The organism is Sulfitobacter sp. OXR-159 (genome assembly GCF_034377145.1).
Lineage (GTDB): Bacteria > Pseudomonadota > Alphaproteobacteria > Rhodobacterales > Rhodobacteraceae > Sulfitobacter.
Genome location: NZ_CP139707.1, coordinates 3,070,953 through 3,092,278, shown reverse-complemented (window position 1 = coordinate 3,092,278; position 21,326 = coordinate 3,070,953). Strand labels below are relative to the sequence as shown.

The following is a 21,326-nucleotide window of genomic DNA, read 5'->3' as shown; positions in this document are numbered from 1 at the left end:
CGCCACGACAATCAGGTAAAGTGCCGCGCTAAAAGCGGCCGACCAACAGGGAAGTAAAATACGTGAATGACAGCCAGAGCGTGATCAGCGCCAGCAATCTAGATCTGACCTTTCAAACCAATGACGGGCCGGTCCATGCGTTGAAAGACGTGAACCTTGAGATCCACAAGGGAGATTTCGTCAGCTTCATCGGCCCCTCGGGCTGCGGGAAGACGACCTTTCTGCGGGTCATGGCCGACCTTGAGCAGCCCACCGGCGGGCAGGTCACCATCAACGGTGTCTCGCCCGAGGAGGCCCGTAAATCGCGGGCTTACGGCTATGTGTTTCAGGCGGCGGGGCTCTATCCGTGGCGCACCATCGGCGGCAACATTCGCCTGCCGCTTGAGATCATGGGCATCCCCCGCGCTGAGCAGGCCGAGCGGGTGCAGCGCGTGCTGGAACTGGTGGAACTCAGCGGGTTTGAGAAGAAGTTCCCTTGGCAATTGTCGGGGGGGATGCAGCAGCGTGCCTCCATCGCGCGGGCATTGTCGTTCGACGCCGATATCTTGCTGATGGACGAACCCTTTGGCGCGTTGGATGAGATCGTGCGTGACCACCTCAACGAGCAACTGCTGAAGCTCTGGGCCCGGACGGAAAAGACCATTGCCTTCGTCACCCACTCGATCCCTGAGGCGGTCTATCTGTCGACCAAGATCGTGGTGATGAGCCCGCGGCCCGGCAGGATCGCCGATGTGATCGAAAGCCCGCTGCCGCGTGAACGGCCCTTGGAAATCCGCGAGACGCCAGAGTTCCTTGAGATCGCGCATCGCGTCCGTGAGGGACTGCGCGCCGGGCATGGGGACGATTGATGCGTAACATTATCCCGGTTCTTACGGTCGTGGGGCTGTTGATTGTCGTTTGGTATGGCGCTGCTGTCGCGCTCAACGCGCAATGGGCGCGGGATGTGGCGGCGCGGGCGGACAAGACGCTGACATTCTCGGAATTGGTGGCCGATACGTGGTCGCAGGATAAGCCTAAGCTGCCCGCACCGCATCAGGTCGGGGCCGAACTGTGGGAGACCACGGTGATGAAGAAGGTCACGTCGAAACGCTCGCTGGTCTATCACACATGGGTCACCTTCAGCGCGACCTTCCTTGGCTTTGTCATGGGCACAGCGCTTGGCACGCTGCTGGCGGTGGGGATCGTGTTCAACCGCACGATGGACATGTCGGTGATGCCTTGGGTGATTGCCAGTCAGACCATTCCGATTCTCGCCATCGCGCCGATGATTATTGTGGTGCTGAATGCCGTGGGCCTGTCGGGCCTGCTGCCGAAGGCGATCATCAGCATGTATCTGTCGTTTTTCCCGGTGGTCGTGGGCATGGTCAAAGGGCTGCGCAGCCCGGATCAGATGCAGTTGGACCAGATGCGGACATGGAACGCGAGCGGGTGGCAGACCTTTTGGAAATTGCGGTTACCGTCTTCGATGCCGTATTTCTTCACCTCGCTGAAGGTTGGGGTCGCGGCCTCTCTCGTTGGTGCCATCGTGGGCGAGATGCCGACGGGCGCTGTGGCGGGCCTTGGGGCGCGGTTGCTGGCGGGCAGCTACTACGGCCAGACCGTCCAGATCTGGAGCGCGCTTTTGATGGCGGCGGCCCTTGCGGCGGCCATGGTCGGGCTCATCGGGCTGATCCAGCGGCTGACGCTGAAACGGATGGGGATGGCATGATGGGCTGGATTTTTTTCGCCATTCTCGCATGGATCGCTGGGTTGTCGCTGAACGTCTGGCTGGCGCGGCAGCGGCCCTCGCGGGGTGCGTCGCTGGCGGCACCGCTGGTTTTTGGCATCACGCTCATCGCCGTTTGGGAAGGGGTGGTGCGTGGCTTCGACATCAACCAGGTGCTTCTGCCCGCCCCTTCGGCAATCGGGGCGCGGATGGCGTCGTCGCTTGATATCCTCTGGGTCGACTTCGTGCAGACCGTTATCAAAGGCGCGCTGAGCGGTTATATCATCGGCTGCGGCGCGGCGTTCCTGACGGCGCTGGCGATCGACCGCTTCCCTTTTCTGCAACGCGGGCTTTTGCCGGTGGGCAACTTCGTGGCCGCGCTGCCGATCATCGGCATGGCGCCGATCATGGTGATGTGGTTCGGTTTTGGCTGGCAGTCCAAGGCGGCGATTGTCGTGGTCATGGTGTTCTTTCCGATGCTGGTGAACACGGTGCAGGGCTTGCAAGCCAGTGACGCCATGCAGCGCGACTTGATGCGGACCTATGCCGCCGGTTATTGGCGCACGCTTTTGAAACTGCGGCTGCCTGCGGCGATGCCTTTTGTCTTCAACGGGTTAAAGATCGGCACCACCCTTGCCCTGATCGGCGCCATCGTTGCTGAATTCTTCGGCTCTCCGGTGCTGGGCATGGGCTTTCGCATCTCCACCTCGGTTGGGCAGCTTGCGCTTGATCTGGTCTGGGCCGAGATTGTTGTCGCGGCAATAGCCGGATCGGCGTTCTATGGTATCATGGCCCTTATCGAAGGACGGGTGACCTTTTGGCACCCCAGCCAGAGGAACTAAAGACGACCAACCAACAGGGAGATAAAAATGAAAACCATCACGAAGATCGCAGCCGGGGCCGCCTTGGGCCTTTGGGGGGGCGTGGCGCAGGCCGCCGACGACCTGACGCTGCAGCTCAAATGGGTCACGCAGGCCCAGTTCGCGGGCTATTACGTCGCCAAGGACAAGGGCTTTTACGAGGAAGAGGGGCTGGACGTCACGATCAAGCCCGGCGGGCCGGACATCGCGCCGGTGCAGGTGCTTCTGGGCGGTGGGGCCGACGTGATGGTCGACTGGCTGCCCTCGGCGCTGGCCGCGCGCGAAAAGGGCGCGCCGATTGTGAACATCGCCCAGCCTTTCGCGAAATCCGGCCTGATGCTGACCTGCCTCAAAGAGCATGGCATCGAAAGCCCCGAGGATTTCCCCGGCAATACACTCGGCACATGGTTCTTCGGGAACGAGATTCCGCTGATGAGCTGGATGGGCAAGCTGGGCTATGCCACCGATGGCTCCGAAGGCGGCGTGACGATCCAGAAGATCAACTTCAATGTCGATCCTCTGCTGCAAAAGCAGGTCGAATGCGCCACCACAATGACCTACAACGAATATTGGCAGGTGATCGACGCAGGGCTGACGCCCGAGGATCTGGTGGTCTTCAAGTATGAGGACGAGGGCATCTCGACGCTGGAAGACGGTCTTTACACCACCGAAGAGAGCCTCGAAGACCCCGAGATGGTCGACAAGCTGGCGCGTTTCGTCCGCGCCTCGATGAAGGGCTGGAAATACGCCGAGGAGAATGTCGAGGAAGCCGCCGACATCGTGCTGGAAAACGACCAGACCGGCGCCCAGACCGAGAAGCACCAGACCCGCATGATGGGCGAGATCGCCAAACTGACCGAGGGCAGCGATGGCCGCTTGGACGAAGCCGCGTTTGACCGCAGTGCGGAGATTACCATGGAAGGTGGTATGATCACCAAAGCGCCCGAGGGGGCTTGGACCCATGACATTACGGATAAAGCGCTTCAGTAAGCTTTGACGGTGATGAGAGGAGGGGCTGGCGCGCCGCGCTGGCCCTTTTTCGTTTGTGCGACGTTCCCAAGTGGCCCCACGGCCCGGAATCAAGCCGCAGGCGCCGGGCCATCGCCTGCCCGTCCCGGCGGGTAGGCGATTTGGCGAGAGTTACTCTGCGCTTTCCGCCGCACATCAAATCTGCGCCATAAAGTGGCATTGCCTGCTGTTGTGATCGCCTCCCCACGGGCAGACGATGGCCCTTGGAACCGGGGCCGATGGGGGCGGTAAAGGCCAGCGCAAGGCTCAGCCCTTATTCTCCTCTAGGCTGGCCTTAGAGCACCGTGACCTTCGTCCCAATCGGCATCCGCTGATAGAGATCGATCACATGTTCGTTCAGCATCCGAATGCAGCCGTTGGAAACCGACCGTCCGATGGAGTTCGGCTGCGTGGTGCCGTGAATGCGGAAAAAGGTGTCTCGCCCGTTCTGGAACAGGTAGAGCGCCCGCGCGCCCAAGGGGTTGCCGGGGCCGCCGGGCTGGGCGTCGGTGTTGCCGATGAAACGTTCGTAGGTCTGCGGCTCGCGTTCGATCATCTCATTGGTCGGGCGCCATGTGGGCCATTCTTTTTTGACGTCGATGGTGGCGGTGCCGGTGAATTCCAATCCCGCTTTACCGACGCCCACGCCATAGCGCATCGCTTGGCCCGGGGCGGTTACGAAATAGAGGTAATGACTGCGCGGCAGGATCAGCAATTGACCGGGCGCATATTGCGCTTTCATCGGCACCATTTGCGGGGCGGCACTGTAGGCGGCGGTGCGCGCCTGCGCCATCAGGGGGAGGGCGGCTGCGGCCACGGTGCTGGTCAGAAAACTACGGCGGCGCATGGCAGGCTCCATCAATCTATTGCTGTTTCGCCCTGCATTTTGCCACGGGGGCGCATTTTAGCAAGGCTGGACATAAAAAAACCGACCTGCCGGTATCAGCAGGTCGGTCAAATTCTTGCATCAGGGCCGAGGCCCCCGGCCATTAGGCCAGCGCGAGGTTGGTCGCGGATTCACGGCCGTCACGGCCTGCTTCGATGTCGAAGGTCACTTTCTGGTTGTCGGCCAGGCCGGTCAGGCCAGCGCGCTCAACAGCGGAAATGTGCACGAAAACGTCTTTGCTGCCGCCATCGGGAGCAATGAAGCCGAAGCCTTTAGTTGTGTTGAACCATTTTACGGTGCCAGTGGCCATATCCGTAGTCTCCATATTTATGCCATCCGCGTTGGTGCGATGGCCCGGCGTGGTTGGTCTGGATCGATAGACTGAGCGCCGTATGAGGGAGACAGTGGGTCGAAAAAGATAACGTCTGCACCGTCTATATTGCATCAGGAGGGGATTCGTTCAAGGGGCATCGCATTTTGGGGCCACAACAGGTCTGCGCTGTAGCGGATTTCGGCAAATTATCGCCACGAAGTTTCGTGTTCCCCATATTTTGCGGGGAGCGGCCCCGAATGCGCTGTCCCGAGTTTGCCTAAAACTGGTCTCATTGCTGCCCGGCATAGGTGGTTTTTTGTGAGAAAGCCCCAAGTGCGCCTGCCAGCGCCCCCCTCATGCGGAGTAATGAGACATGATGCGTATCCTTGCCGTAGACGATGACCCGGTCATCCTTGACCTGCTTACAGGTTGCCTGACCGAGAATGACAATTACGAGCTGACCTGTTGCGAAAGCTCGGAAGAGGCGCTTGAGATCATGCAGGAATCGAACCAACCGTTCGATTCCTTCCTGCTTGATATCATGATGCCCGGCATCAACGGGATCAGCCTGTGTGAGATGATCCGCGATGTGCCTTTCTACCGCGCTGTGCCGATCATCATGATCACCGCCAGCAAGGAACCCGCGATGATGCAGCGGGCCTTTGATGCGGGGGCCACCGATTTCCTCTGCAAGCCTTTGGATGGTGTTGAACTCAGCGCGCGGATCAATGCCGCCAGCATGCTCAATGCCTCGCTGCTGCGCGAACGTGAGGCGCAACATACGCTGAGCGAGTTGACGCAGATGATGCAGATCCGCTTTGACGAGGATTTCGATCTCGATGTCTCGGCCTGTAGCAACGTCTCCGAGCTGGAAAATTACCTGCTGCGCCTGCCGAGCGGCTGTTTTTCGATGAGCCTCTTTTCGATTTCGGTCGAGGGCGCGCGCGGCATCTATCGCGCGGTCAAGGCCCCGGCCTTCCGCCGCCAGATGGAGCAGGTGGCCCGCGCCTCGGTGCATTCGCTGGAGGGCATGCGCTTTCATCTGGCCTATGCGGGCAGTGGGCGTTTCATCGGGGTGGTGATGAGCCGCGCCCGGTTGAACACCGCCACCATGGCCGACCGCACGCGCGAGCATCTGGAAAAGAATTGGGACGGCAAAGGTATGAACGGCGGGCTGGCCCCGTCTTTGCAAGTGCATTCGGTGACCGAGCAGCGCCTCTGGTCGGGTCTTTCGGCCAGCAACAAGCTGCGTGAGTATCTGCAAAGCTGGGATCCGCTGCACGGTCTGGCGCGGCATGATGAGGACAACCTCTTTGCCCAGCTGGAAACGGCGATCGACGAAGAACGCTGAGAGCTCTGCTCGTCCTCAGCTTTGTGACGCGCCCGTTCTGCCGTGAGGTGGGGCGGGCGTTTCGCGTTCTGGCGGTGAGGGCAGTGCCCTCCCTAGGGGGCCTTCTTGGCGGTAATGGCTGGCGCAGGGGGCGCAGGAAACGCTGAAGTTGTCGTCAGCTGGTGTGTCGCAAAATCGCCCTTCGGGGGGGGAGGGAGGGCGATGCCCGGCGTGCCACCGGGCGGGACCGATTCTGCGCTGTGCAAAAGAAAAGGGCGCCGGAAATCCGGCGCCCTCCAAATCGCTAATCCGCAATGCTTACCGCGCGAATTTCTTGTGCTTCAGGCGCTTCGGCTCAAGCGCATCGGCACCCAGACGGCGCTTCTTGTCTTCTTCGTAATCTTCGAAGTTGCCTTCGAACCATTCCACATGCGCTTCACCTTCAAAGGCAAGGATGTGGGTACAGATACGGTCGAGGAAGAAACGGTCGTGCGAGATGACCACGGCGCAGCCCGCGAAATCGACCAGCGCGTCTTCGAGCGCGCGGAGGGTTTCGACATCGAGATCGTTGGTCGGTTCATCGAGCAGCAGCACGTTGCCGCCTTCTTTGAGCAGACGCGCCATGTGTACGCGGTTGCGTTCACCACCCGACAGCAGGCCGACTTTCTTCTGCTGGTCGCCGCCCTTGAAGTTGAAGGACGAGCAATAGGCGCGGCTGTTTACCTCGGCATCACCCAGCTTGATGATCTCGGCGCCGCCGGTGATCGCCTGCCAGACGGTGTCATCGTGGTTCAGGTCATCGCGGGACTGGTCAACATAGGACAGATCAACCGTGTCGCCGTATTCGATGGTGCCTTCGTCCGGTGTTTCATGCCCAGTGAGCATTTTGAATAGCGTCGATTTACCCGCGCCGTTGGGGCCGATCACACCGACGATACCGCCGGGCGGTAGGCTGAAATTCAGCCCATCAATCAGCTGCTTGTCGCCCATGTGCTTTTTCAGGCCTTCGACCTCGATCACCTTGTTGCCAAGGCGCGGGCCGTTGGGGATGACGATCTGGGCGCGGCTGAGTTTCTCGCGCTCGGAGGTTTCTGCCATCTCGTTATAGGCCGCGATCCGCGCTTTGGATTTGGCCTGACGTGCTTTGGCACCTTGGCGCATCCATTCAAGTTCGCGCTCAAGCGTTTTTTGCTTTGACTTGTCTTCGCGGGCCTCTTGGCTCAGGCGCTTGGCTTTCTGCTCCAGCCAATCGGAATAGTTGCCCTCGTAGGGGATGCCGCGGCCACGATCCAATTCGAGGATCCAGCTGGTGATGTCATCAAGGAAATAACGGTCGTGGGTGACGGCAAGGATCGTGCCTTTGTAGTCGATCAAGTGCTGTTGCAGCCACGCGATGGTTTCCGCGTCAAGGTGGTTGGTCGGTTCGTCCAAGAGTAGCATGTCGGGCGCTTCGAGCAGCAGTTTGCACAGCGCCACGCGGCGCGCTTCACCGCCCGAGAGGTTTTCGGGCATCGCGTCATCGGGCGGACAGCGCAGCGCTTCCATCGATACGTCGATCTGGCTGTCGAGATCCCAAAGGTCTTGGGCGTCGATGTCGTCTTGCAGCTTGGCCATCTCTTCTGCGGTCTCGTCGCTGTAGTTCATCGCCAGTTCATTGTAGCGGTCCAGAATGGCCTTTTTCCCGGCCACGCCCTCCATGACGTTCTCGCGCACGGTCTTGGTCGGGTCGAGCTTGGGTTCCTGCGGCAGGTAGCCGACCTTGGCGCCCTCGGCGGCCCATGCCTCGCCGGTGAAATCCTTGTCGAGCCCGGCCATGATCTTGAGCAGGGTGGATTTACCCGCGCCGTTGACGCCAACGACACCGATCTTCACGCCGGGCAGGAAGTTCAGGTGGATGTTTTCGAATGTCTTCTTGCCCCCGGGATAGGTCTTGGAGACGCCGGACATGTGATAGACGTATTGATAGGCAGCCATTTGGAGAATCCTCGAAACGCGATTTGGGGTTTGCAGTGCAATATCGCCCGGGCAGGGCAAGATCAAACACTCTATACGCCGCAGGGCTGTCGACCGCCGGTGTCGCAAGAGGCGCGTCTCGCGCCGCGTGCCTCAGGCGGGCGATGCGGGCTATTGGATGGTTTTACAACGGTTTGGCAGGCGATCTGTGCAGTTGGGAAGCGAAATGCGGTCGACTTTTCTGCGCTTTTCGCGCTAGGATTCTTGCAATCTACGATTGGGCGGCGATTTTCGGCCATCGTGGAGTAGGCAGGCTGAAAGCGGTGCCCACCATTCGCGGTGCATCGACTGGCAGTCATAAAAACAGGGAAATACTCATGTCAAAATCCACAATCGTTGTGGGTCTGGACGGATCGGAAGCCGGCGCGCGTGCTTTGGCCTTCGCTCAGGCTCAGGCCAAACAGATCGGGGATTGTTCGATCACGGTTTGCTTCGTGATCGAATGGTCGCCTTTCACTTTTCAGACCAAGGAAGAGAACGAGCAGCGCCACATGCGGCGCGAGCAGGAGTTGCAGCGCGCGCATGATGTGGTGCTTGATCCGGCAGTGGCAGAGGCCAAAGCCTCGGGCGTGGAGGTCGAAGGGATCGTTCGGCACGGTGATGTGGCCGATATCCTTGAAGGTGTCGCCAAGAAGCGCGGTGCGCTTCAGATTGTTGTCGGTCGGGTCGGTGAGCGCGGGCTCAAGCGGCTCTTTGGTGGGGTGACAGGCCGATTGGTCGCGGGCTCCAGCGTGCCGGTCACGATCATTCCCTGAAAGGATAAGCCATGAACAAGTTATTTACCTATGTGATGGCGGTATTTGCGTCATTGCTGCCGAGCTTTGCCGCCGCGCAAGAGGCTGTCGGCTTCGACGAGCGTATCAACCAGATTTTCGCAGATTACACCGGTTGGTATGTCTCCTTCATCTTTGCCCCGCTGCCGGGCACGAATTTCTCTTGGATCGCGCTGTGGCTGGTCGTGGGGGCGGTGGTCTTTACCGTCTATTTCGGTGCCATTCAGGTCAAAGGCTTCTGGCATTCGATCCAACTGGTGCGGGGCGATTACTCTGATCCGGATGACGCGGGCGAGGTCAGCCACTTTCAGGCGCTTGCAACCGCGCTGTCGGGCACCGTGGGTCTGGGCAACATCGCGGGCGTGGCCGTGGCTGTCAGCATTGGCGGGCCGGGGGCGACATTCTGGATGGTGGTTGCGGGCCTTTTCGGCATGGCGACCAAGTTCACCGAATGTACGCTGGGCGTGAAATACCGTAATGAGTTTCCCGACGGCCATGTTTCAGGCGGGCCGATGTATTACATCGTCAAAGGCTTCGCCGAGCGCGGCCTGCCGCTGGGTGGGTTCATGGCGGTGCTGTTCTCGATCTTCACCATTCTGGGCGCGCTAGGCGGGGGCAATATGTTCCAAGCCAACCAAGCCCATGCGCAGCTTGCAGGTGTTTTGGGCGACTATCCGGGCTGGATCACCGGTGTGATCCTTGCCGGTGTGACCTTTGCCGTGATCGCAGGTGGTCTGAAGTCCATTGCGCGGGTGACCGAGAAGATCGTGCCCTTCATGGGTGTCTTCTACGTGCTGGTGTCGGTGCTGATCCTGATCATCAATTGGGATATGATCGGCTGGGCCTTTGGACAGATCTTCATGGGTGCCTTTACTGGTCTCGGCGTTGTCGGCGGCTTTACTGGGGCGTTGATCCAAGGCTTCCGTCGGGCGGCCTTTTCCAACGAAGCGGGCATCGGCTCGGCTGCCATTGCCCACTCGGCAGTGCGTACGAAAGAGCCGGTGACCGAGGGCTATGTGGCGCTGTTGGAGCCCTTCATCGACACGGTGGTGATCTGCACCATGACGGCTTTGGTCATCGTGATCAGCGGCGTGCTGAACCAAGACCCGGAAACCGGGCTCTACATCTGGAACGCCGAAGCGGGCCGGATCGCGACCGAAGGTGAAGTCAGCGGCGTGGCCCTGACCTCGGCGGCCTATGCGCGGGCCTTCTCGTGGTTCCCGGTTCTGCTGATGATCGCAGTGGTACTCTTTGCCTTCTCGACCATGATCAGCTGGTCCTACTACGGCCTCAAGGCTTGGACCTATCTGTTCGGCGAGGGTGCGGTGAAGGAGTTGATCTTTAAGATTATCTTCTGCGTCTTCATCGTAATCGGCGCGGCGGCGAGCCTTGGTCCGGTGATCGACTTCAGCGATGCCATGCTCTTCTCGATGGCGATCGTGAACATCATCGCGCTCTACTTCCTGATGCCGATCGTGAAGCGCGAGCTGAACAGCTATGTCGCGCGGCTGCGCTCGGGTGAGATCGTGAAGCACAAGTAAGCGCTTTGCATTGACAAAGGGCAGCAATGCCCCTCCTTTGGCCCCTGATTTCCGATCGGGGGCCATTTTCTTGCGCAATACCATGCCATTCGCTGCCAAGGGCCAAGTTATCGGCCTGTTGGGCGGGTCGTTTGATCCGGCGCATGAGGGGCATGCGCATATCACCCGCGAGGCGTTGAAACGGTTCGGGCTGGACCGCGTCTGGTGGCTGCTTAGCCCCGGCAACCCGCTGAAAGACCACGGGCCAGCGCCCATGGCGCAGCGCAAGGCGCGGGCGCAGGCGGTGATGGAACACCCGAGGGTCGAGATCACGGACATCGAGGCGCAGCTTGGCACCCGCTACACGGCTCAGACGCTGGCGGCGCTGCGGCGGCACTACCCCGGCGTGCGGTTCGTCTGGCTAATGGGGGCCGATAACCTTGCGCAGTTTCATCTGTGGCAAGACTGGCGGCAGATCATGGAGACGGTGCCAGTGGGCGTGCTGGCCCGGCCCGGGCAACGTATCTCGGCCCGGATGAGCCGGGCGGCGGCGCTTTATGCGCCTTACCGGATCGCGGGGCGTAACAGCCAGCTTTTGGGCCATGCCACGGCGCCTGCGTGGTGTTTCGTGAATGTGCCGATGGTCGATGTGTCGTCAACCGCGCTTCGAGCGGCGGGGGGCTGGCGCTCAGCGTAGCCGGGCTGAGGTGATGCCAGCGGCGATGATCACCGCAAGCCCCGCCCATGTCAGCGCATCGGGCAGGGTGCTGAAGAGGAAGAGCCCCAGCAGCACCGCCGCGATCAATTGGAAATAGACCAAAGGTGCCAGCCGCGTCGCGGGCGCGCGGCGATAGGCGTAGAGCAGCAGCAGATTGCCCAACATCGAAAACAGCGCGCTTGCGGTCGCCAATCCGGCGACGGGCAGGGTGGCTTGGGGCAGGTTCATCAGGCCCAAGGGCAGCAGCATCACCGCGCTCATCGCCAGTTGGGTGAAGGTCAGCGCAAGGGGCGGTGCCAGATCAGAAAGCCAGCGCGACATGGTGAGAAAGACGCCGTAGAACAGCCCCGCCGCCACAGCGAAGAGCAGCCCCGGCCCGCCCGTGCCACCCCCCATGCCGGGGCGTACGACCAGCAGCACACCGAAAAACCCGAGTAAGATTAGCGCACTGCGTAGCAGGGTGATGCGTTCGCGCAAGAACAGTGCGGCCAATAGGTAGCTAACCATCGGTCCGATAAAGAAGGCGGCAAAGACATTGGCAATCGCCTCGGTCTGGAGCGCGGTTTGAATGCAGGTGATCCCCGCCGCCAGCGTCGCGGCGCGCAGCCAGAGCCGCCAGTCGCGCATCAGCCCCCAAGTGCCGTGCGGCAGGAACGGCAGCACCATCAGCGCGCCGATGGCAAAGCGCGACCACGCCACGAAAACCGGTGCCACGCCCATCCCCGAGGTCAAAATCTTGCCCGCGCTGTCCCCTGCGGGGATCAGTGACATGGCGATAAACATGATCGGAATAGCGCGTTGCATGACGTCGGGGTAGCAGGTCGGCGGTTTTGTGCAACCGCGAAAGGCCCCCTGTTGTCAGACAGGTTGTGGCCGAACGCCGCATGGGGTTTATATCAAGCCCATGAGCCAGAGTTTTACACGACGCATTTTCCTTGGAACGGCTGCCGCTGCGATGGTGGCGGCCTCTGCTTGGGCCGAGTCCCCGACCACTTCGTTGCGCCCCATGGGGCGTGATGACGACCTGTATAAACAGGCCATTCCCAACGTTTCCGAGATCATCGCGGATAGCGGGATCAGCGGCACGGTAGCCTTTGCCGTGGTCGATGTCGAAAGCGGCATCTGGCTGGAGGCGTCCAACGCCACCGATGGCATTCCACCGGCCAGCAGCATCAAGGCGATCACCGCGCTTTATGCGCTGGATCAACTGGGCCCCGATCACGTTTTCGAGACGCGGTTGCTGGCGACCGGCGGTGTGGTCAATGGCGAGGTGCAGGGCGATCTGATCCTCGTTGGCGGGGGTGACCCGACACTCGACAGCGACGATCTGGGCCAGATGGCCGAAGAGTTGAAAGAGGCGGGCATCATTGGCGTAAAGGGCACGTTCAAGGTCTATGAGGGCGCATTTCCCGCGACCTTTGCGATTGACCCCGAACAGCCCGACCATGTGGGCTATAACCCCGGCGTTTCGGGCATCGCGCTGAATTACAACCGGGTGCATTTCGAATGGAAACGCAGTGGCGGTGGTTATGACGTGACGATGGAGGGCCGCTCGGCGCGTTATGCGCCAGCGGTTCGCGCGGCAACGATGGAGGTCGTGGACCGCAGCGGGCCGGTCTATACCTACGAGAACCGCCCCGACCGCGATGTCTGGACCGTGGCAAAGAGCGCCTTGGGCTCGGGTGGCGCGCGTTGGCTGCCGATCCGGCGGCCCGGCGTCTATGCGGGCGATATTTTCGCGACGATTGCCCGCAGCCACGGCATCAAGTTGGGCGATGCGGAACTGGCCGAAGCGCTGCCCGAAGGGGAGACCCTCGTCACCCATCGCAGCGCCAAGTTGCGGCCGATCCTGAAGGACATGCTGGAATACTCCACCAACCTCACGGCAGAGATGGTCGGCTTGGCCGCCAGCGCCAAGCGGCTGGGAACGGTGCCCAGCCTGCGTGCCTCTGCCGCCGAGATGAACAAATGGGCGATTGAGGAACTGGGCATGGAAAATCCGGCAATGATCGACCACTCGGGCCTTGGCGATGACAGCAAGATGACCGTGCATGACATGGCCGGGGGGCTGGCGCGCATTCACGGCACCGGGCTGCGGCCTATTCTGAAACCGGTCTATCTGCGCGATGACCGGGGCCGTACAGAGCGGGACAATCCGATCAAGATCGACGCAAAGACCGGGACGCTGAACTTTGTCTCGGCGCTGGCTGGGTTTTTGACCACGCCCGAAGATCGGGTGCTGGCCTTTGCGATCCTGACCGCGAACACCGATGAACGCGCCAAGATCAGCCGGGCGGAACGGGAGCGTCCGCCGGGGGCCCGAACTTGGAACGGGCGGGCCAAACGTGTGCAGCGCGGACTGCTGGAGCGGTGGGGGCTGCTGTATAACGTGGCCGTGAAACCTGAGCCGGAAGCCGCAGCCGAGCCTGAAACGCAGACGGCTCCCGAGCCTGAGGGCGAGGCAGAGCCGGAAGCCGTACTGGAAGAGTCCTAACCCGCGCTTAGGTCAGATGCCGTGCCCGCGCGCCGCGCTCAATCGCGGCGGCGTGGAGCCGGTCGATGTTGAGCTCATAGCGGATTTCTTCGAGCAGGCGCAGTTCGGCTTCGTCGAGCGTGCCATCGGCGGCGGCCACGTCGCAGGCCAGCGCATAGGCCGTTTCATGCAGGCGTTCGGGCAGCGCTTCGCGGATCAGGCCAAAGAGGGCATCTAGCCCGTCTTCTTGTTCAAACAGGTCAAAGACCGTCTTGCTGATCGTCGCGACGCGGTCGTTGTCGTAGCCCGAGAACACTGGCAGCAGGTTTAGCGCGGATTCGATTTTGACCAGTTCGGCGGTGCGAATGTCTTCGTCCGAGGCCGAGACCGCGATCATCAGCGCGACAAGGCTATCTTGGGCGCTGAGCGAGAGGGAAGATGTGTCGGGCATCGGGAAATCCTTTGAACAGGTATGTTGCAGCGCAGAATATTGACCCTCAGGGTGCGAAGCAATAGGAACGGGCGACCCCGTGCGCATTGGGCGCAGGGGCGCCAAAAGATGGATGATCTAACATGTCCGAGACCCGAGACGCGGCACTCAGCAGCAAAGCATGGCCCTTTGAAGAAGCGCGCCGGGTGCTCAAACGTTACGCCAAGAAACCGCCAGAGAAGGGCTATGTGCTGTTCGAGACGGGCTATGGCCCCTCTGGCTTGCCGCATATCGGGACCTTTGGTGAGGTGCTGCGCACCACGATGATCAAGCGCGCCTTTGAAGAAATCAGCGATATTCCGACCAAGCTGGTGTGTTTCTCGGATGACCTCGACGGCATGCGCAAGGTGCCGGGCAATGTGCCGCAGCAGGACATGCTGAAAGAGCATATGCACAAACCGCTGACCGTGGTGCCGGACCCGTTTGGCACGCATGAAAGCTTTGGCCACCACAACAACGACATGCTGCGCCGGTTCCTCGATACCTTTGGGTTCGAGTATGAGTTCTATTCCGCGCGCGAGTTCTATCGTTCTGGTCAATTCGATGAGGTGCTGCTGCGCGCCTGCGAGAAATACGATGAGATCATGGCGGTGATGCTGAAGTCGCTGCGCGAGGAGCGTCGTCAGACCTATTCGATCTTTCTGCCGATCCACCCCGAGACGGGCCGCGTGCTTTATGTGCCGATGAAAGAGGTCAACGCCACGGACGGCACGATCACCTTCGACGACGAGGACGGCACCGAGATGACCCTGCCGGTGACAGGCGGCAATGTGAAGCTGCAATGGAAACCCGATTTCGGCGCGCGTTGGGCCGCTCTGGATGTCGACTTTGAGATGTACGGCAAAGAACACGCGACCAATACCGCGATCTATGACCGCATCTGTGAGATCCTCGGCGGCAAGAAACCCGAGCATTTCAGCTATGAACTGTTCCTTGATGAGAACGGTCAGAAGATCTCCAAATCCTCGGGCAACGGCATTTCGATCGACCAGTGGCTGACCTATGCCAGCACTGAGAGCCTGTCGTATTTCATGTTCCAAAAGCCCAAAACGGCCAAACGCATGTATTTCGACGTGATCCCCAAGGCGGTGGACGAATACCACCAGCAGCTGCGGGCCTATGAAACACAGGACACCAAGGCGCGGCTCAACAACCCGGTTTGGCATATCCACGGCGGCGATGTGCCCCAGTCGGATATGGTCGTGCCCTTCTCGATGCTGCTGAACCTTGCGAGCGTGTCGAGCGCCGAGGACAAGTCGCAGCTTTGGGGTTTCATCCAGCGCTATGCGCCTGAGGCCACGCCGGAAAACAACCCCGGAATGGATCAGGCGGCGGGCCATGCGGTGCGCTATTTCAATGACTTCGTCAAACCGACGAAAGTGTTCCGCGCGCCGAGCGATCTGGAGCGCGAAGCGCTGGAAGACCTGCGCGAGCGGCTGAAGGTTTGGGACGGTGGTCTGGATGCCGAGGCGTTGCAGAGCATGGTTTTTGCCGTCGGCAAAGAGCGTTTCGACCCGCTGCGCGACTGGTTCACGGCGCTTTACGAAGTGCTGCTGGGGGCCAGCCAAGGGCCGCGATTTGGTGGGTTTATCGCACTTTACGGCGTGGATGAGACCGTGGCACTGATCGACGCCGCACTAGAAGGCAAGCTGACCAACACGTGAAACTTTTGCCTCTGCCCTTGCGTGACTTAGATCATTCAATCCCACATTTCCCAAGTAAGGCGCTGATTTCGCTGTCCTGACCATTATATTTCCTATATAAAACATGGTGTTGAAGGCTGCGAGGGGCGCGTTTCATGGATCACCCAGAGGGTGCGGGCTTGCAACGGGCAGATCGGGTGGATTTCGACCCTCGCGTGCGGCTGGAATTTCGCGGCACGCAGCTCAGTTCCGACGGCGGCCTTCTGGTGATGCGCGAGCTTGATGACGCGCTCGGGTTGTCCGATTTGGCGTCAGCGGCGCTGCGCGATACTCGCTCTGGCAAGAACACGGTCCATCGGCTCGACGGCCTGTTCCGGCAATCAGTCTTTGGGCGGCTGGCCGGATACGAGGATGTCAACGACGCCAACCGTCTCGCCTGCGATCCGGTCATGCGCCAAGTTGTCGGCGGCAGAGCGGTCGATGCACAAGCGGCCTCGGCATCGCAGATGGGACGGTTCGAGACCGAGACGCTGGCTCTGGCCGGGAACCGTGCCGCGCTGGCCGACCTGAACGGGCAATGGATCGACCGGTTCCATGACCGTAACGGGCTGAAGTACATCGTTCTGGACATGGACAGCTCGGTCAGCCCGACCCATGGCGACCAGGAAGGGTCCGCCTGGAATGGCCATTTCGACTGTAGCTGCTATCACCCCAACTTTCTGTTCAACCAGTTCGGGATGCTGGAACGCTGCGCCCTGCGCCATGGCAACGTCCACAGCGCCGATGGCTGGCGTGATGTTCTCGACCCCGTCATTGCGCGCTACGCGGAGCGCGACCTTGGTGGCAGGTTCTTCCGGGCCGATGCTGCCTACGCGATCCCGGCGATCTATGAGCGATTGGAAGAAGCGCGGTTCTTCTACGCCATCCGGCTGCCCGCAAACGCGGTCCTCAAGGACAAGATCGCGCATCGGCTAACGCGCCCTGTCGGGCGGCCGTCACTGACCAAGGTCAAGCGGTTCTTCGAGGAATTCGAGTATCAGGCGGCGTCCTGGGACAAGGAACGCCGGGTGATCGCCAAGATCGAATGGCATCCGGGCGAACTGTTCCCGCGTGTCGGCTTCATCGTCACCAACCTGCCGATGGAGCCGGACTGGGTGGTGCGGTTCTACAACCAGCGCGGCACCGCCGAGCAGCACATCAAAGAGGGCAAATACGCCTTTCGCTGGACGCGGCTGTCGTGCCGGAAGTTCCGCGACAATGAGGTGCGGCTGCAACTGCACGCCCTGGCGTACAACCTGGCCACCTTCTTGCGCTGCATCGAGCTGCCCGAAGCCATGGCCGACTGGTCGTTGACCAGCCTGCAACTGAAGCTGATCAAGATCGGGGCACGTGTGGTCCGTCACGCCCGCACCATCACCTTCCAGCTGGCCGAGGTCGCTGTCACCGGCACGATGGTACGCGCCATCCTCGCCGCTATCCGCCGATTGCGAGCGCCACCGCTATGCGCATGATCGCGATCCACGCTCAAACTGAACGAAAGCGGCTGGACAGATCTGTCCGCTGCGCTGAAAAACGCCGCCCCTGGGCAAGGAAACAGCGGCTTCGCGGTCTGATCCGTCCAGATCCAGCAGTCTGCGCGACCGCAGGTGCCGCTTGCGGCAGAAAATCCTTGTCTAGCGATCGGATACAGGCGATCTTCACCTCAAACGACACGCCACCTGGGGAATGCAGGTTGTAGAGCTACCTCACCTCCCTCACCTCTGCCTCACCCTATTTTCTCTATCTAACTATTTGAAAATAAAGGAGTGGGTAAAGAAGGTGAAGGAGGTGAGGCTGTATACACATATGAGAAAATTCATATATAGCCACAAATATGGCTACAATGGTTGGCCACCACCAGCTTCACCTCCCCCACCCGCCATAGGTTCTTTGGGGCTTCATCCTGCATGGGTAATTCGCGTCAATATGGGCCAAGGGGGAAAGGCGATGCGTAAAGGGATGTTCACATTTTTCGGAGGGCTGGTGCTGTCGGCCCTCCTGAGCTTTGGCGCCATGGCGCAGCAGGCCGAGATCGAAGAGACGATCAACAGCCAATTCGACGCATTTCGCGCGGATGACTTTGCCGCTGCCCTCGAATTCGCCACGCCGAATTTGCAGCGCTTTTTCCAGACCTCCGAGAACTTTCGCAGCATGGTAAGCAACGGGTATCCCATGGTGAAGAACCCTGCCGAGGTGCGGTTTCTGGACCGTCGCGCGGATGGGTCGCGCTTTTATCAGGTGGTGCAGGTTGTCGACCCCAAGGGGTTTACCCATTTGCTGGGCTATCTGATGGAGCAGACGGACGCAGGCTGGCGCATCGGAGGGGTGCAGATCCTCGACGCGCCGGGGGCCAACGTCTGAGCGCTGTTGCGCGATGCCCGCACGGCGGGCCAAGCGGCGATTAACACATCGTTGATACTTCCCTGACCTCGCGGTTCGGCCTGTCCGAGCCAGAGCAGTTGAGCGGCGCGCCCCGGTGGGAGGTGCGGACCGGGGAAAGGAAAAGCGATGAACAAGGCGATTACCGACGGCGTGGTGCTGATGCCGACGCCCTTTGCGGCGGGGCTGGATGTCTGGTCAAGCGGCGATGGCACGCCGGGGTCAGACACCTACGAGAACGCGGCCAATGCGGCCTTTGTCCCGGCAGATCAGGATTTCGGCGGGGCGCTGGAATTGCTGAAGACCCAAAGTACCCAACAATTGCGCTATATGGGGCAAACCACGCTGCTGCCGGGGTGTTACCTGCGGGTGACGGCGCGGGTGAAGGCGGTCAGTGGCAATCTGCCAACGGTGCGGATCGCGGGATACCCGGCGCAATCGGGCGGGGGCCGGGTGAGCGGCGTGACGGAAGCTGGCCCGGCGGAGACGCTGACGACCTATGGCGAGGTGGTCGAGGTGAGCGCGATCATCGGCAGCGGCGACCGGGGCGGCGTCGACATGGTTTGGGGCACCGGGGCCGTCTACGGCCATTTTGGTCTGGACCTGACCGGGCCGACCGGTGGCGTGGTTCGGATCGACGATATCGAGATCGAAGATGTCACTTCTGTTTTCCTGCGGGACATGCTGGCGCAGGTTGATGTGCGCGACTTTGGTGCGGTGGGCAATGGGGTGAGCGATGACACCGCCGCCTTTGAGGCCGCCAATGCCGCCGCCGACGGGCGCACGGTCTTGGTGCCTGCGGGGAATTATCTGCTGAACGGGGATGTCACCTTTGACACGGCGGTCAAATTTGAGGGCCATGTCACCATGCCGGTGGGGGCCGTTCTGCTGCTGCGCCGCAACTTTGACCTGCCCAGCTATATCGAAGCCTTCGAAAACGAAGAGACCGCTTTTCTCAAGGCGTTTCAGGCGCTTCTAAACAACGCGGATCACGACTCTCTCGACATGGGCGGGCGCAAGGTGAATGTGACCGGACCGCTGGATATGCAGGCGGCGGTGCCGGACAAGACCAGCTATGCGACCCGCCGGGTGATCCGAAATGGCCAGCTTGAGGCGGCGTCGAGCAGCAATTGGGACACGGTGGTGGTGACCTCGCAGGCGCGCTATGCCGCCTCGGATAGCCGCAAGCTGACCAATGTAACCAATATCGCCAATGTGCCCGTCGGCGCGCTGGTCGAAGGCACCGGGGTGGGGCGCGAGATCTATGTGCGCTCCAAAAACGTCGCCACGCAGGAGATCACCCTTAATGCGCCGCTCTACGATGCGGAGGGGACGCAGAATTTCACCTTCCGCAAGTTCCAACACATGGTGGATTTCAGCGGCTTCGCCTCGCTGTCGAAGTTCGTGATGGCCGACATCGAATTCCAGTGCAACAACCGCTGTAGCGCGATCAATCTTGCGCCTGCGGGGCTGATCTTTCATCTGCGCGACTGTTTCGTCAGCCGCCCCAAGGACCGCGGCGTCACGTCGATCGGCGGGGGCTGTCAGGGCATGTTGATCGACCGCTGCCAGTTCCTGTCGGCGGAGGATGCGCTGACGGTGCCGAACCGGACCTCTATCGCGCTTAACACCAACGCCAACGACGTGAAGCTGCGCGACTGCCGCGCCACCAAGTTCCGCCATTTCGCGCTGCTGGCGGGGGGCAACAGCATCGTGACGGGCAATCACTTCTTTCAAGGGGATGAGGTCGACAACGGTGTGCGCTCGGCGGGGCTCATCCTTGCCTCGGCGCATACCAGCGCGGTGGTGACGGGCAATTACGTCGACAACTGCTTTATCGAATGGACGAATGAGCAGGACCCGACCCCCGCCTTCACTTCGGGCTATTCGTTCAGTGCGCTCAGCATCAGCGACAATATCTTTCTGTCGGGGGAGGTGGCGCCTTGGTTCAGCTATATCGTCGTAAAACCGCATGGCGCGGGGCATTTCCTGAGCGGGGTGGCGATCACCGGCAACCGTTTCCGCAGCCTGAACGGCAGCATCGACCGGGCGGAGCGGGTGGATACGACCTTTGCCGACCTTGATCTGTCGCGCTGCAAGAACGTGGTGATGAAGGGCAACTCTTTCCACGCGGTGACCACGCAGGTGGAGAATATGGCCGAGATTGAGTTCACGCAGTCCACGCCGTCAGAGACTTGGGTGATCGATACGGCGGGCCATTTGCCTTTCGAGGGGCAGGCGCTGAACAGCGATGCGGTGGTGGCTCACGGTGCGATCCGCAACAGCAACAATGTGGCGCAGTTTGATATGCCTTACGTGACACATGCCGAAGGGCCGGACCGAGATCAGCTTCATGTGGTCTGGCCGACGCCGGTGAAGGGGAAGGTCTCTGTGATGGTGCGGATGGACAACCGCTGATCCCGGCGGCTTGCTGAACCACTGAAGGGCCCTGCCGGAGATCGGCAGCGCCCTTTTTTGTCAGAACTCCCGCCAGAGGCTGAGGGTGAGGGCGGTATTTTCGGGCGCGTCGATTGGAATTTCGCTGCCCAATTGCAGGCGGTACTTGCTGAAGCTGGGCGACAGGACGATGGACGGCGCGAATTTGGCGTAGGTTTCGCCACCGGTGTAGGTCAGAAAGACCTGCGCCATTCCGGTGGTCACCGGAGTGAAGTCCAGCCCGGCGGTGCTGTCGATCTTGATGACCTCTTGCGAAAACCCAAACTCCCACCTTGCCGAAGTATCGACGGTCAGCCAGCCGTTTCGCGCGCCCAAGGTAAAGCCGCGGCCCCAAGACAGCCCCGCCCTGAGGTGGGGAGAGATTAGATCCCCCGACCAGCTTGCTCCGGCGCCGATGTCATAGGCCCAACGCCCCATTTCGGTCGGCTCTCCCAAGGGAAAACGCAGGAAAACGGTGGCATGGCCGCTTTGCTGGCCAAAACGGCTTTGGGCGGTGTTTAGATCGAAGCCGAGGGTCAAGGTCTCGTGCAGCCCATATTCGATATAGGTGCTTTGGCTAAGGTCGTAGAAATAGGTCGCCGAGAAGGAGCTTGAGATGAAAGTCGTGCCTTCTTCGCGCAGCCATGGTCCGGCTGGGGCGGCGGCGGGGCTTAGCTGGCAGGCCAGCAGGGTAAGGCAAAAGGCAGATCGCATGGCAGGCTCCTGCGGCGATCTTGGTT

The 21,326-nt window shown here is 60.9% G+C and carries 19 protein-coding genes; 13 read left to right on the top strand and 6 right to left on the bottom strand.

The genetic code is table 11. The annotated features are described in order from the left end of the window. The first annotated feature begins 62 nt into the window (after positions 1 to 62). The 4 genes from T8A63_RS15895 to T8A63_RS15880 are packed head-to-tail and all read left to right on the top strand — an operon-like array spanning position 63 to position 3,555. Entirely contained in the window at positions 63 to 848 is a 786-nt protein-coding gene (locus tag T8A63_RS15895; RefSeq protein WP_243261492.1) for an ABC transporter ATP-binding protein, read from the top strand. Further along, positions 848 to 1,708, top strand: coding sequence for an ABC transporter permease (locus tag T8A63_RS15890; RefSeq protein WP_205570897.1), 861 nt, complete (start codon positions 848 to 850; stop codon positions 1,706 to 1,708). The genes T8A63_RS15895 and T8A63_RS15890 overlap by 1 nt, the downstream gene beginning before the upstream one ends. After that, the gene (locus tag T8A63_RS15885; RefSeq protein WP_322345754.1) at positions 1,708 to 2,547 is read left to right on the top strand and encodes an ABC transporter permease; all 840 of its coding nucleotides are present in this window, start codon (positions 1,708 to 1,710) and stop codon (positions 2,545 to 2,547) included. Before T8A63_RS15890 ends, T8A63_RS15885 begins: the two co-directional genes overlap by 1 nt. A 27-nt stretch (positions 2,548 to 2,574) precedes the next feature. Next, positions 2,575 to 3,555 (top strand): ABC transporter substrate-binding protein, encoded by a 981-nt coding sequence (locus T8A63_RS15880; RefSeq protein ID WP_300055517.1) that lies wholly within the window; start codon positions 2,575 to 2,577, stop codon positions 3,553 to 3,555. 313 nt (positions 3,556 to 3,868) lie between these two features. Here the strand turns inward: T8A63_RS15880 and T8A63_RS15875 are convergent, their stop codons facing one another. Further along, a complete protein-coding gene (locus T8A63_RS15875; RefSeq protein WP_322344387.1) occupies positions 3,869 to 4,420 on the bottom strand; it encodes a L,D-transpeptidase in 552 nt (183 codons plus the stop codon). A gap of 142 nt (positions 4,421 to 4,562) precedes the next feature. Further along, positions 4,563 to 4,769, bottom strand: coding sequence for a cold-shock protein (locus tag T8A63_RS15870; protein ID WP_067265226.1), 207 nt, complete (start codon positions 4,767 to 4,769; stop codon positions 4,563 to 4,565). A 376-nt stretch (positions 4,770 to 5,145) separates the two neighbouring features. Here T8A63_RS15870 and T8A63_RS15865 point away from each other — a divergent pair, with 376 nt between their 5' ends. After that, a complete protein-coding gene (locus T8A63_RS15865) occupies positions 5,146 to 6,123 on the top strand; it encodes a response regulator (RefSeq protein WP_259947514.1) in 978 nt (325 codons plus the stop codon). A 297-nt stretch (positions 6,124 to 6,420) separates the two neighbouring features. Here T8A63_RS15865 and ettA read toward each other — a convergent pair whose 3' ends face one another. Beyond that, complete coding sequence (gene ettA, locus T8A63_RS15860; RefSeq protein WP_120350171.1) at positions 6,421 to 8,076, bottom strand: energy-dependent translational throttle protein EttA; 1,656 nt, start codon at positions 8,074 to 8,076, stop codon at positions 6,421 to 6,423. 356 nt (positions 8,077 to 8,432) lie between these two features. On the opposite strand from ettA, the gene T8A63_RS15855 reads away from it, so the two are divergent. The 3 genes from T8A63_RS15855 (at position 8,433) to T8A63_RS15845 (ending at position 11,105) form a co-directional block, all read left to right on the top strand. Next, positions 8,433 to 8,870 carry a universal stress protein gene (locus tag T8A63_RS15855; protein WP_067623405.1) on the top strand — a complete coding sequence of 146 codons (438 nt, stop codon included), beginning with the start codon at positions 8,433 to 8,435 and terminating at the stop codon, positions 8,868 to 8,870. 11 nt (positions 8,871 to 8,881) lie between these two features. After that, positions 8,882 to 10,429 carry an alanine/glycine:cation symporter family protein gene (locus T8A63_RS15850; RefSeq protein WP_067623408.1) on the top strand — a complete coding sequence of 516 codons (1,548 nt, stop codon included), beginning with the start codon at positions 8,882 to 8,884 and terminating at the stop codon, positions 10,427 to 10,429. 82 nt (positions 10,430 to 10,511) lie between these two features. Continuing rightward, positions 10,512 to 11,105 (top strand): nicotinate-nucleotide adenylyltransferase, encoded by a 594-nt coding sequence (locus tag T8A63_RS15845; protein WP_322345750.1) that lies wholly within the window; start codon positions 10,512 to 10,514, stop codon positions 11,103 to 11,105. Here the strand turns inward: T8A63_RS15845 and T8A63_RS15840 are convergent. Next, the gene (locus tag T8A63_RS15840) at positions 11,097 to 11,930 is read right to left on the bottom strand and encodes a DMT family transporter (protein ID WP_322344386.1); all 834 of its coding nucleotides are present in this window, start codon (positions 11,928 to 11,930) and stop codon (positions 11,097 to 11,099) included. The two genes, T8A63_RS15845 and T8A63_RS15840, sit on opposite strands and share 9 nt — an antisense overlap. Before the next feature lie 100 nt (positions 11,931 to 12,030). On the opposite strand from T8A63_RS15840, the gene dacB reads away from it, so the two are divergent. After that, positions 12,031 to 13,620, top strand: a complete 1,590-nt coding sequence (dacB, locus tag T8A63_RS15835) for a D-alanyl-D-alanine carboxypeptidase/D-alanyl-D-alanine-endopeptidase (RefSeq protein WP_322344385.1) — start codon at positions 12,031 to 12,033, stop codon at positions 13,618 to 13,620. A gap of 7 nt (positions 13,621 to 13,627) precedes the next feature. Here dacB and T8A63_RS15830 read toward each other — a convergent pair whose 3' ends face one another. Then, positions 13,628 to 14,050 carry a tellurite resistance TerB family protein gene (locus T8A63_RS15830; protein ID WP_067622015.1) on the bottom strand — a complete coding sequence of 141 codons (423 nt, stop codon included), beginning with the start codon at positions 14,048 to 14,050 and terminating at the stop codon, positions 13,628 to 13,630. A gap of 122 nt (positions 14,051 to 14,172) precedes the next feature. Between T8A63_RS15830 and T8A63_RS15825 the strand changes: the two genes are divergently transcribed. From T8A63_RS15825 to T8A63_RS15810, 4 genes are all read left to right on the top strand, one after another. Next, positions 14,173 to 15,753, top strand: coding sequence for a lysine--tRNA ligase (locus T8A63_RS15825; protein WP_322344384.1), 1,581 nt, complete (start codon positions 14,173 to 14,175; stop codon positions 15,751 to 15,753). 134 nt (positions 15,754 to 15,887) lie between these two features. Further along, positions 15,888 to 17,243, top strand: a complete 1,356-nt coding sequence (locus T8A63_RS15820) for an IS1380-like element IS1247 family transposase (RefSeq protein ID WP_006473457.1) — start codon at positions 15,888 to 15,890, stop codon at positions 17,241 to 17,243. 475 nt (positions 17,244 to 17,718) lie between these two features. Further along, positions 17,719 to 18,132, top strand: coding sequence for a DUF4864 domain-containing protein (locus T8A63_RS15815; protein ID WP_322344383.1), 414 nt, complete (start codon positions 17,719 to 17,721; stop codon positions 18,130 to 18,132). A gap of 147 nt (positions 18,133 to 18,279) precedes the next feature. Beyond that, on the top strand, positions 18,280 to 20,568 hold the full coding sequence (locus T8A63_RS15810) for a glycosyl hydrolase family 28-related protein (protein WP_322344382.1): 2,289 nt from the start codon (positions 18,280 to 18,282) through the stop codon (positions 20,566 to 20,568). 60 nt (positions 20,569 to 20,628) lie between these two features. On the opposite strand, the gene T8A63_RS15805 is transcribed toward T8A63_RS15810, so the two are convergent. Next, the gene (locus T8A63_RS15805; protein WP_322344381.1) at positions 20,629 to 21,300 is read right to left on the bottom strand and encodes a hypothetical protein; all 672 of its coding nucleotides are present in this window, start codon (positions 21,298 to 21,300) and stop codon (positions 20,629 to 20,631) included. Positions 21,301 to 21,326 lie beyond the last annotated feature (26 nt).

Excerpts from the sequence above, each read along its gene's own strand:
- T8A63_RS15890 (WP_205570897.1), top strand. The coding sequence starts at position 848 with ATGCGTAACATTATCCCGGTTCTTACGGTCGTGGGGCTGTTGATTGTC.
- T8A63_RS15885 (WP_322345754.1), top strand. The coding sequence starts at position 1,708 with ATGGGCTGGATTTTTTTCGCCATTCTCGCATGGATCGCTGGGTTGTCG.
- T8A63_RS15880 (WP_300055517.1), top strand. The coding sequence starts at position 2,575 with ATGAAAACCATCACGAAGATCGCAGCCGGGGCCGCCTTGGGCCTTTGG.
- T8A63_RS15875 (WP_322344387.1), bottom strand. The coding sequence starts at position 4,420 with ATGCGCCGCCGTAGTTTTCTGACCAGCACCGTGGCCGCAGCCGCCCTC.
- T8A63_RS15870 (WP_067265226.1), bottom strand. The coding sequence starts at position 4,769 with ATGGCCACTGGCACCGTAAAATGGTTCAACACAACTAAAGGCTTCGGC.
- T8A63_RS15865 (WP_259947514.1), top strand. The coding sequence starts at position 5,146 with ATGATGCGTATCCTTGCCGTAGACGATGACCCGGTCATCCTTGACCTG.
- ettA (WP_120350171.1), bottom strand. The coding sequence starts at position 8,076 with ATGGCTGCCTATCAATACGTCTATCACATGTCCGGCGTCTCCAAGACC.
- T8A63_RS15855 (WP_067623405.1), top strand. The coding sequence starts at position 8,433 with ATGTCAAAATCCACAATCGTTGTGGGTCTGGACGGATCGGAAGCCGGC.
- T8A63_RS15850 (WP_067623408.1), top strand. The coding sequence starts at position 8,882 with ATGAACAAGTTATTTACCTATGTGATGGCGGTATTTGCGTCATTGCTG.
- T8A63_RS15845 (WP_322345750.1), top strand. The coding sequence starts at position 10,512 with ATGCCATTCGCTGCCAAGGGCCAAGTTATCGGCCTGTTGGGCGGGTCG.
- T8A63_RS15840 (WP_322344386.1), bottom strand. The coding sequence starts at position 11,930 with ATGCAACGCGCTATTCCGATCATGTTTATCGCCATGTCACTGATCCCC.
- dacB (WP_322344385.1), top strand. The coding sequence starts at position 12,031 with ATGAGCCAGAGTTTTACACGACGCATTTTCCTTGGAACGGCTGCCGCT.
- T8A63_RS15830 (WP_067622015.1), bottom strand. The coding sequence starts at position 14,050 with ATGCCCGACACATCTTCCCTCTCGCTCAGCGCCCAAGATAGCCTTGTC.
- T8A63_RS15825 (WP_322344384.1), top strand. The coding sequence starts at position 14,173 with ATGTCCGAGACCCGAGACGCGGCACTCAGCAGCAAAGCATGGCCCTTT.
- T8A63_RS15820 (WP_006473457.1), top strand. The coding sequence starts at position 15,888 with ATGGATCACCCAGAGGGTGCGGGCTTGCAACGGGCAGATCGGGTGGAT.
- T8A63_RS15815 (WP_322344383.1), top strand. The coding sequence starts at position 17,719 with ATGCGTAAAGGGATGTTCACATTTTTCGGAGGGCTGGTGCTGTCGGCC.
- T8A63_RS15810 (WP_322344382.1), top strand. The coding sequence starts at position 18,280 with ATGAACAAGGCGATTACCGACGGCGTGGTGCTGATGCCGACGCCCTTT.
- T8A63_RS15805 (WP_322344381.1), bottom strand. The coding sequence starts at position 21,300 with ATGCGATCTGCCTTTTGCCTTACCCTGCTGGCCTGCCAGCTAAGCCCC.